Source organism: Synechococcus sp. H60.3 (genome assembly GCF_047462295.1).
Lineage (GTDB): Bacteria > Cyanobacteriota > Cyanobacteriia > Thermostichales > Thermostichaceae > Thermostichus.
This window is the reverse complement of the sequence record NZ_JANSIY010000024.1, coordinates 16,902-27,424: the sequence shown is the minus strand read 5'-3', so window position 1 is coordinate 27,424 and position 10,523 is coordinate 16,902. Positions and strand designations below refer to the sequence as shown.

The 10,523-nt window shown below is 61.3% G+C and carries 7 protein-coding genes and 1 pseudogene; 4 read left to right on the top strand and 4 right to left on the bottom strand.

Features of this window, described 5'->3' with window-relative positions; genetic code table 11:
* Positions 1-89 precede the first annotated feature (89 nt).
* The 4 genes and pseudogenes from NW841_RS04375 to lgt form a co-directional block, all read left to right on the top strand.
* Positions 90-488, top strand: a pseudogene (locus NW841_RS04375) (ADP-ribosylglycohydrolase family protein); the annotation flags it as partial.
* 13 nt (positions 489-501) lie between these two features.
* The gene (locus tag NW841_RS04370) at positions 502-1,077 is read left to right on the top strand and encodes an ADP-ribosylglycohydrolase family protein (RefSeq protein ID WP_414385553.1); all 576 of its coding nucleotides are present in this window, start codon (positions 502-504) and stop codon (positions 1,075-1,077) included.
* Between the two features lie 339 nt (positions 1,078-1,416).
* Positions 1,417-2,109, top strand: coding sequence for a response regulator transcription factor (locus tag NW841_RS04365; RefSeq protein ID WP_414366464.1), 693 nt, complete (start codon positions 1,417-1,419; stop codon positions 2,107-2,109).
* Between the two features lie 43 nt (positions 2,110-2,152).
* The gene (gene lgt / locus NW841_RS04360; protein ID WP_414385551.1) at positions 2,153-3,310 is read left to right on the top strand and encodes a prolipoprotein diacylglyceryl transferase; all 1,158 of its coding nucleotides are present in this window, start codon (positions 2,153-2,155) and stop codon (positions 3,308-3,310) included.
* Positions 3,311-3,340: 30 nt separating this feature from the next.
* On the opposite strand, the gene NW841_RS04355 is transcribed toward lgt, so the two are convergent.
* From NW841_RS04355 to NW841_RS04340, 4 genes are all read right to left on the bottom strand, one after another.
* Positions 3,341-5,287 (bottom strand): tetratricopeptide repeat protein, encoded by a 1,947-nt coding sequence (locus tag NW841_RS04355; RefSeq protein ID WP_414385549.1) that lies wholly within the window; start codon positions 5,285-5,287, stop codon positions 3,341-3,343.
* Between the two features lie 15 nt (positions 5,288-5,302).
* Positions 5,303-6,787 (bottom strand): site-2 protease family protein, encoded by a 1,485-nt coding sequence (locus NW841_RS04350; RefSeq protein ID WP_414385547.1) that lies wholly within the window; start codon positions 6,785-6,787, stop codon positions 5,303-5,305.
* Between the two features lie 47 nt (positions 6,788-6,834).
* A complete protein-coding gene (acsF, locus tag NW841_RS04345; protein ID WP_414385546.1) occupies positions 6,835-7,926 on the bottom strand; it encodes a magnesium-protoporphyrin IX monomethyl ester (oxidative) cyclase in 1,092 nt (363 codons plus the stop codon).
* A 98-nt stretch (positions 7,927-8,024) separates the two neighbouring features.
* Positions 8,025-10,523: glutamate synthase-related protein (locus NW841_RS04340; protein ID WP_414385544.1), on the bottom strand; the 2,499-nt coding region annotated here is incomplete at its 5' end.

Below are 10,523 nucleotides of genomic sequence, written 5' to 3'. Positions count from 1 at the left end.
TTGAGTATTCCTAACTCATCGCTGCAGGCGCGACGGCCCTGACGGGCCGCGGACTGAGCTCAAACGTTACCCCACTTGGGAGAACGCAGATGCAGCAACAAGACCGTTTCCGTGGGTGTCTTCTCGGTCTTGCCGTTGGGGATGCTATCGGCACTACCGTTGAGTTTCGTCCACGGGGAAGCTTTACACCGCTGACGGATATGGTTGGCGGAGGTCCATTCCATCTCCGTGCAGGCCAGTGGACTGATGATACTTCGATGGCGCTTTGCCTAGCAACCAGCCTTGTTGAGTGCAACGGGTTCGACGCTCATGATCAAATGAGGCGTTATTGCAAGTGGGCCGAGACGGGTTACTTGAGCAGTACTGGGACATGCTTCGACATAGGTTCTACGACCGCCTCTGCATTGCGCAGGTTTCGCCAGACAGGAAACCCCTTTGCCGGGTCAAGCGATCCGCGCTCAGCCGGCAATGGGTGCATAACACGGTTAGCGCCGATTCCTAATGTTCTTCTTCCCGAACCTGGAAGCAGCAGAACGATTTGCAGCGGAGAGTTCCCGAATTACTCACGGTGCGGCGGAATGCCTAGATGCTTGTCGTCTTTTGGCGCGGATCATTTGTCGGGCATTATCTGGCAGCTCAAAGGATGAGGTTGCCCTGGGTGACAGCCAGACATTCGTGGGGGCCGAGAAGATCGTTGCGATTGCCCGCGGAGCCTACCGTCAAAAGCTGGAAGATGAGATACGAGGCTCCGGGTATGTGGTGGACAGTCTGGAAGCGGCGATGTGGTGTTTTGTTCGTTCCCACAGTTTTGAGGAAGCGGTTCTCATGGCGGCAAATCTAGGCAACGATGCCGACACAACCGCTGCGGTATGTGGGCAAGTGGCAGGAGCGTACTATGGTGTACAAGGAATTCCTGTCGCCTGGCTAGAACGGCTTGCGTTACATTTGGAGATTGCGGAGCTCGCTGACCGGCTGTACAGCGCGAGCAAGAAGAGAGCGGCATACCGTTATGTTGCCAGCCCTAATAGCTTGTGGGTGATGGGAAGGGATCCCAATCTCGTCTACTCTTTCTCCTAGCAGAGATAAAACCGGAAGCAGTGACAGCTTAGAGATCCCCAAGCAGAATGCAATCAGCAGATCGAGAAGAACTCTAGCCCTGGAAAACTTAACTTTCTAATCCCGTCAGCACTGCCAGCAAGGAAGTCCCAGGAGCTATGCTAGGCTGGGCTGCTAGACAGGTCAAAATCTTTATAGGAACTCAGGTACAGCCTGTCAAAGAATCAAGGGGTACGGTAGCAACACTCAGCAAACCAACTTCGGGAGCAGGATGGATTGATCAGTACTGCCAGTTCCCACGGCTAAGGTATGCTGGTGGGCAGTGAGCAAGTTTCCCGCCTCTTCTTTTGAGGAGAGAGTATGCCAGAACCGGAATCCTCCTCTGCCCACATTCTGGTGATCGAAGATGAGGCCAAACTGGCCCGTTTCCTGGAAACTGAGCTGGCCTATAGGGGATATCGGGTGAGTGTGGTCGGCGATGGCACGGCAGGGTTGGCGGCAGCCCGCGACCAGAATCCCGACTTGGTGCTGCTGGACTGGCTGTTGCCCGGGATCTCAGGGTTGGAGGTTTGTCGGCAACTGCGCTTGACGGGCAACCGCGTGCCCGTGGTGCTGATGACCGCCGGCGACGAGGTGGCAGATCGGGTGGCAGGGCTGGATGCTGGGGCAGATGACTACGTGGTCAAGCCCTTTAGCCTGCAGGAGTTGCTGGCGCGGATACGGATCTATTTGCAGCACCCCAAGGGATCCCGCGACGGCCGGTTGGTGTTTATGGATTTGACACTGGATCCGGTGACGCGGCAGGCGAGCCGGGGAGAGCGACAGGTGGAGCTGACGGCCAAGGAATATGAGCTGCTGCGCTACTTGATGGAACACCCTCGCCAGGTGCTCAGCCGCCAACAGATTTTGGAGCATGTGTGGGGGTATGACTTTACGGGCGACTCCAACATCATCGAGGTTTATATTCGCTATTTGCGCCTCAAGATCGAAGGCCAAGGGGAAAAGCGCCTCATCCAAACAGTGCGCGGTGTAGGCTATGTGTTGCGCGAGTAGAGGCAAGCTGGATCGACAGGGGGACTGAGTTGAGGATTTTGAGGTGCAGAGCGTGCTGTTAATGAACCTATGGGGTGCAAGGCTGCTGGGCCTTACCTTCAGCTCGCCGGGAGAGTTTGTCTTCCGTTTTCCACCTGAAACTCCGCTGGTGGGCGGGCTGGGGCTGCGCTGGTACGGCCTGCTGATGGCTATTGCCGTGTTGGTCGGCCTGCTCCTAACCAAAGCCCTAGCAGAGGCTCGCCATCTGGAGAAAGAGCCCGGCAAGGCCAGCGAACGGGTCGAGATCCTGGCCCTGTGGCTGGTGGTGTCTGGGTTTCTGGGCGCCCGCCTCTACTATGTCCTCACCCACTGGTCAGAGTTCAGGGACGATCCCCTCTCGGCCTTCGCCATCTGGCGGGGAGGTATCATCATCCACGGTGGGATCTTGGCTGGCGCGCTTGCTCTTTACCTCTATTGCCGCGCCACCGGGATCAACGGCTGGAAGTACGCCGATGTGCTCACGCCGGGGTTAATCTTGGGCCAAGCCATCGGGCGCTGGGGCAATTTTTTTAACTCCGAGGCCTACGGTGCCCCTATTCCCCCCGACAGCAGGTGGCCCTTGCGGGTATACATCCCCCCCCAAGCCCGCGAGCCGGAATACAGCCAGTTTGAGTTTTTTCACCCCATCTTTTTCTACGAGAGCCTCCTTAACCTGGTTCTGTTTGCTCTCTTGATGGGGATGTTCTGGCGATTTCCCAAGCTTAAGGATGGCACCTGGGTTTGGACCTATGTTGTCGGCTACAGCTTAATTCGCATCCCTTATGAAATCTTGCGCGTCTCGGCGGTGGCCTATCTGCCGGGAACTACCATCAAGGCTGCCTATGTGGCCAGCGCCATAGGCCTAGTGCTTGGGATCGGCATGCTGATCTACATGTACCGGCTGCGCTTTGATCCCGATCTGGAGCAATTGGCGGCTTGGCTGGCCGAACGAGCAGGGCTGGAGCTGGAAACAGCCGCAGAGCTTGTGCAGCGGGCTTGGGCCATCCAGCAAAAGCACCGCCGCGCCGACTTGCTGGATCGCGTCACTCTGGCCATGCCTCATTTTCCCAGTGCCCTTGCCCCCCATCTCTCGCTGGGCCAACGGGAGCTGCTGATGCGGCAACTGTTCTGCCGTCTGGAAGGCCGGGATCCCGCTGGAGAAGGGCTGGCCCAAGCAAGTTAGCGCTTAGGGCTATCAGGCTGAAACCAACCCTCAGGTCTTTAGACTTTGCAACCAGGCTTCCAGGGCGCGGATGGGGGCCGGATCCCGGTAGACGCGCTCCTGGCGGGCTTTTACCTGCTGGCCCATCTGTTCCCGCCAGCGGTCATCCAGGCCCAGGCGCACAGCAATCTGGACATACTCATCTAGGTTAGAGGCGATGGTTGCATGGATCCCCATCTGCTGCAGGATGGCGTAGGTGTGGCGACCCCGCATCAGAGATCCCGGCAGCGTGACGATGGGCAGGCCGTGGGGCAGGGCTTCCAGGGTGGTGTTGCCGCCAGACCAGCCAATGCTGTCCAGGTAAACATCTCCCAGGGCGTTGTAGGCGGCATATTGGGCGGGGGAGAGTTCCGGCAGCAGCAGCACATAGTCTTCCGCGGCCAGGCCGTAGGCGTGGAAGGCTCGCTGTAGCCGTTGCCAGAAGCGCTGGCGGATCCCTTGGGAGAGGCGGCCCCGCAAAAACAGGAATTGACACCGCCCCACTTCCCGAGCAATGCGGGGGAAGACCTCGTCGTACTGGGGTAGGTACTTAAACAGAGATTGGGCGCAGAGGTAGAGCACCCTATCGGGATCCACACCCCACGCTTGCCAGTCCACAGGGGCGGGGTCAACGTCCAGAGGGATGTAGTAGGTGCCGATGCCAGGCAGAAGCAGGAGCTGCTCGGTGTAGTGGTCGGCCCCATCCGGCGGCTCCATTAGTTCGCTACTGATGAAAACGTCCAGCGTCGGCAGGCCAGAGGTCTGCGGATGTCCCCAGGCCATGGCCTGCACAGGGGCCAAACGCAAGGCGGCCAACTGGGCGCAGACCGGGTCAATGCCCACTTCCGGGTAGAGGAGCACGTCCAGCTGGGCCCCTCGAATTGCCGCCTGCCACTCCGCCAAGCTGCGGGATCCGGCTATAAACTGCTCAAAACGCGGTGGCAGGGAGCGCGTAATCTCGTCTTGGACGGCCGAGGTGTGGAAGCCGTAGAGGGCCACTTGGGAGCGATCCAAAGCTTCTACCCAGCCGTGGGTCAGGATCTTCCAAACAGAGTGATCCCGGAACAGGCCGGAGACGATACCCACCCGCAGCCGCCCAGGACGGCGCCGCAGGAGAAGGGGGGGCTGCGGGTAGCGAGCCGCCATCACCTCCCCTACCAGGGATCCGTACAGGTGCTGCAGCTCGCGGTCGTTCTGGCCCTGGTAGGGCAAAAAGAAGGGTTGGACGGAGCCAACACCAGCAGCTGCCCGCTCCAGGGTTTTGGGATCCCGCGGCAGGTGTGCCCAGCGGGCCTTCACCTGCTGCAGAGCTTGGCGGTAGCGCTCCCGGGCAACTGGGATCTGCTCAGAGGTGTCGTAGAGCAGGGGCAACTGGCTGACACACCAGCCCAGGGCCGCCGCCAAATCGGCCGGATCGGCTTGCCAGAGGCGGTAGAACAGCTCGGCAGCTTCCTCCTCCCGGCCACAATCGCGCAACAGGATGGCCAGCGTATAGGCGGCATCGGCAAAGTCTGGCTGCAACTCCAGAGCCTGCTTCAGCGGCACCAGGGCCGCCTCCAACTCCCCCTGCTGCCGCAGCACCAGTCCCAACTGGTACAGAACTTCCGGATCCGGCCCCCCTTGCTCCAGAGCCTGCTGGAGGTGGGCTTTTGCCTCCCCCAGGTAACCCGCCTGCTTGAGGGCAATCGCCAGATTATAGTGGGCGTCGGGAAAGCACCGCTGCTGCGCCAAAGCCTGCTGCATCAGGGCAATGGCCTCCTCCAGGGATCCCTGCTGCTGCCGACAGACCCCCAAAAGGTGCAGCGCCTCCGGGTGGGTGGGCCGGGCCTGCAACACCTGTTGATAGAGGGAGCTGGCCTCCTCCAGTTGCCCCCTCTGGTGATGGTGGAGAGCCTGAAGCAGCAGGCGCTGTAGGTGCTTCTCTCGGCTGGGGCCAAAGCCCTTTCCCGGCGGCGACATCGAGCTTCCCAGACTTTAGCCGTTGGGGAGGTTGAGGAAGCCCGCCAAGGCTGGGGCAATGGGCAGCAGGGTCATCACCATCAAAAAGAGAGCTAGCAGCGCCAAGGCATCCCGCTGGCCGTCGGTTTCGGTAATCTCATCCTGCGGGGGACGCTCCGGCTCGCGGGCAATAAAGAGAATCAGCAGCGCCCAGTAGAGGGCCAAAACGTTACTAATGGCTGCCACTGCCAGAGCAATCAGGGTGATGACCGTAGCACGTGCCGCCGTCTTCCGCCCGTACACCGCCTGCACGATCCGCCCGCCGTCCAACTGGCCCGCCGGCAGTAGGCTCAAGGCGGTGATGGCCAGGCCAATCCAGCCTACGGCCACGAAGGGGTGAATGGGCACCAGCTCCGCCTGCAACTGGGATCCCAGCACCAGCCGCGCCAGCGCGCCCACCAGGATGGAGCTGCGGAAGATCTCCGTGGGCACGTATAGGCCACCAGAGCCGGAGAGCTTCAGGCCAACCAGCAGCACCACCAAGGAAAGGAGACCCCCCGCCGCCGGGCCGGCAAAGGCAATGTCAAACAGGGCCTTGCGGTTGGGCACCGGCGACTGGATGCGGTTTAGGGATCCCAGCGTGCCAATCCCCAAGCTGGGGATCACAAAAGCTGGGCTGAGGCGTACCCCATATTTGCCGGCCATCCAGCGGTGTCCGGTCTCGTGCACCAGCAAAATGGCAAAGATCCCCGCCGCCACCGGCAGGGCCTCCACCCAGCGCCCCGGCGCCTCCAACAGCCGGAAGCCCAGCAGGTTGGCCCCCACCTCCAAAGTGGCCAGAAAGCTCGCTAGCATTAGGCCTGCAGCCAGGATCTTTGCCCCTGTCGAAGTGCGGTAGTTAACAATCTCGTCTGGCAGAACCACCACCGCTGGCTTTTCCGAGGCATCCTCAACCAAAAACAGTTGGTAGCGGCCGCCCACTCGTTCCTTCAGCCTTTCCAAAAGCAGGGGCACCACTACCTCTGCGTCCCGGCGGAGGTTGCCCTTGAAGATTGCCCCCTCCCCATAGGGAATAGTCTCGGTGACAAAGAAGGTGTCCAGACTGAAGATGGATTGAATGGCCTGCAAATCTTCCGCAGAGATGCCCCGCAACACCACTGCTGGCCGTTCCCCAGGCGCCTCCCCCTCAGCTGCCGAAGAGGCTTCCTGCCGCTCCCCTAACTGGGCCAACTGCTGCCGCCGCGCCTGCAGCTCCTGCTGGGCCAACTGGCGGGTTTTGCGCCCCACGGCAATGTAGAGCCCCGTGAACACCAGCAATAGCAGCAGGAAGCCAGCAAAGCTGAGGTAAACCCCAAACAGCAGCAGCCCTAGGAAGACCACCCAGGGCAAAAGGAGCAGGGATCCCTGGAACCACACCCAGACAGCCAGGGATCCCCGCTGGCGGGCTCGCCAGAACCCCCACCCCAAAAAGGCCAGCGTTCCCAACAAAAAGAGGGGCGTAATCTCGGCGGCGATGTTCATGGCTGACCTACGAGGTTTACCGATACTGAGCTGGGATCAAGAGCCGCTCAAGCAGAAACAGCCGCTTCTTCAAAACGAGGCTCCGGCTGCTCCCACAAGTAAAAGCCAGCTTTGCGCGGTTTGAGCAGGAACAGCCGCAGGAACTGGTAGGCGTTGTTGAGGTAAAGGGGCAGCTTGCGCAGGCCCTTGAAGGGGCCAGAACCGCGGGCAATCTCCCTCAACTTGGCGTTGTTGGCCACGCACTTCTGCAGCCGGCGCACAAACTCGGGGTTCTCCACATCCAGCACCACCGGGAAGACCTTGGCCGCCTCGCGGTTGGTCTTGTAGATCACCTCCATGTCGTAGGTATGGGGATCCAGGCCGATGAGGCGGTAGAAGTCCGGGCGCTCGCCCACGTCGTTGAGGTACATGGTGGCAAACACCGACAGCAGGAAGAAGCGGCACCACAGCTCCGCCACCCATCCCTTGAGCAGCCGCGGCTGGCTCAGGAGCATGAGGGCAAAGAAATCACCGTGGCGGTTCTCGTCCTGACACCAGTTCTTGAAGAAGTTGAAGATGGGGTAGATGCGGTCTTCGGGGTGAGCCTCCAGGTGGCGGTAGATAAGGATGTAGCGCCAGTAGCCGATCTTCTCGGAGAGATAGGTGGCGTAGAAGATAAAGCGGGGCGCAAAGTAGGTGTAGGACTTGTGCTTGGTCAAAAAGCCCAGGTCAAAGGCCATGTTGAAGTCGCCCATGGCGCGGTTGAGGAAGCCGGCGTGGCGGGCCTCATCGCGGCTCATCAGGGCAAAGCACTCGGCCAAGACCGGGTTGGTCTCCTTCAGCTTGCGAGATAGCTCCTTGTAGAGCAGGAAGCCAGAGAACTCCGCCGTGCAGGAGCGCTCCAAAAACTCCACAAACAGCCGCCGCGCCTCCGGATCAAGCCGGCTTTCCCAATCTTGGTTGAACTCCTCGCCGCGGACAAAGTGGTGGCGGTTGTAGTCGGCGCGAAACTCCTCCAGGATGGCCCGGAAGTCGGCCTCTCGATCGCCTAACCCCATCTTGGCGATGGCCTCGAAGTCGGTGGTGTAGAAGCGCGGTGTCAGGATGGTCTCAGTGGGCACTCGCGCCTGGGTTTGGGTAGCTTGCAAAGTGGAACTCATAGGGGTTACAGGATGAAAAGGCCAGTATACTCTCGCAGTTTACCAGCCTCTTTGGCCGTCGAGGGGATAAGAAGTGTTACCGACAGGCCCCGGATCCCCTACGACGGCAGCGCCACCGGCTGGGATCGCGTGGGATCCGTCAGCTCACTCCCCTCCTCCGAAGGCGGGATCACCTGCCAGAAGAGAGGCAGGTAGCGCTCCCAGTTCTGCAGGATGCGCTCAGCTTTGGGAGAATGAGTGCGGCGGTAGTGCTCCTGGATCAGGCCCTTCAGTTGTGCTTCCGCCGCCGCTGTTTGCAGCCGCTGGATGCGCACGATCTCGCCGTTGACCTTGGCGGGGAAGTTGCCCTCTTCATCCAATACGTAGGCTAGGCCGCCGGTCATGCCCGCTCCCAGGTTGCGGCCCACCCGCCCCAGCACCACCACCACGCCGCCGGTCATGTATTCGCAGCAGTGGTCGCCGGATCCCTCAATTACCGCCTGAGCGCCGGAGTTGCGCACGGCAAAGCGCTCTCCCGCCTGGCCGTTGGCAAACAGGGATCCGCCGGTGGCCCCGTACAGACAGGTGTTGCCTAGGATCACGTTTTCTGCTGGATCCCGCGGAGCTTCTGGGGGAGCCAGAATGACAATTTCACCGCCACACATGCTCTTACCCACGTAGTCGTTGGCTTCCCCCGTCAGAGTCAGGCGCATGCCCGCCAAGGTAAAGGCCCCAAAGCTCTGGCCGGCGCTGCCCACAAAGCGCAGATCCAGCAGCCCCCCTTGTCGGGCAAAGCCGGTATCCCCATACAGCCGGGCCAGGGTGCCGGCAATGCGTCCGCCCACGCAGCGATCCGTGTTGGCGATGGGGAGCTCTACTGTAGCTGTGTCGCAGGTCTCGATGGCCTTTTGCACCTCGGGCCGCGCCAGGATTGCCTCGTCCAGAACCGGGCCGTTGCCATGCACCAGCTCATGCTCCAGCCACTTGGGCCGCTGGTGGGGAGCGAAGCCGGGGGGAGTCCGCAACAGATAGTCCAAGTTGAGGGACTGGGTTTTCTCCAGAGCCGCGTCGGTACGGGGGCAGAGTAGATCCACGCGCCCAATCACCTCCTCCAAGGAGCGGTAGCCCAGTTGGGCTAGGACTTGGCGCACCTCCTCGGCCACAAAGGTAAAGAAAGTTACTACCTGGTCAGGAGTGCCGGGGAAGCGCTTGCGCAGCTCCTCTTTCTGGCTGGTCACCCCCACCGGGCAGTTGTTGGTGTGGCAGACCCGCGCCATGATGCACCCCTCGGCAATCATGGCCACTGTCCCAAAGCCAAACTCTTCCGCCCCCAGCATGGCCGCCATCACCACTTCCCAGCCGGTGCGAATGCCGCCGTCCACGCGCAGAATCACCCGCTGCCGCAGGCCGTTCTCCAGCAGGGCGTGATGCACTTCCACCAGGCCCAGCTCCCAGGGTGCCCCCGCATGTTTGATCGAGCTCAAAGGAGAAGCCCCTGTGCCTCCCTCGTGGCCGGAGATCTGGATGATGTCGGCATTGGCTTTGGCCACCCCTGCCGCCACCGTGCCAATGCCCACCTCCGCCACCAGCTTCACCGACACCTGCGCCTGCGGATTGACCTGGTGCAGGTCGAAGATCAACTGGGCCAGATCCTCAATCGAGTAGATGTCGTGGTGGGGTGGCGGCGAGATCAAGGTCACCCCCGGCTTAGAGCGGCGCAGCTTGGCAATGTAGGGGCTGACCTTTTTGCCCGGCAGTTGTCCGCCCTCGCCCGGCTTGGCTCCCTGGGCAATTTTGATCTCGATTTGCTGCGCGTTAAGCAGGTACTCCGGCGTCACGCCAAAGCGGCCCGAAGCCACCTGCTTCACGGCTGAGCTGGCATTGTCCCCCATGCGCAGGCCCTTCAGGTGGGGGAAGCGCGCCGAGGTGCCCTCCGGCGTCACATCGGTAATGGGGATGTAGCGCTCCGGATCTTCTCCACCTTCGCCGGAGTTGGACTTGCCGCCAATGCGGTTCATGGCAATGGCTAGGGTCTCGTGGGCCTCGCGGCTGAGGGCTCCCAGCGACATCCCTCCTGTGGCAAAGCGCTTGAAGATCTCGGTGGCCGGCTCTACCTCTTCTAAGGGAATGGGATCCCGGTCGCTGCGAAAGTCCAGCAGATCCCGCAGGGCTGTGGGGGGGCGGTGGCGCAGATGGGCCCGGTAGATCTCGTAGTGGTCGGGCTGTCCTGAGGCAATGGCCTTGTGCAGCAGCTTGGCCATCTCCGGGCTGTTGATGTGGTACTCCCCCTTGGGCCGCGCTTGGATAAAGCCAAAGTTCTCCAATTTTTTCGCGCTCAGCTCGGGGAAGGCGCGGCAGTGGTTGGCCATGCCCTCGCGGGCCAGATCTGCCAGCGTCATCCCCCCGACCCGCGACACCGTGCCGCGGAAGGCCAGCTCGATCACCTCTTGGCTGAGGCCGATGGCCTCGAAGATCTGCGCCCCGTGGTAGCTGGAGAGCAGAGAAATGCCCATCTTGGAGAGGATCTTGAGCAAGCCCGCCTCGATGGCCGTGCGGTACTTCAGTTGGGCTTCGGCCAAAGAGAGCTGGGGCAGCTTGCCGGCGGCCATTTGGGTTTG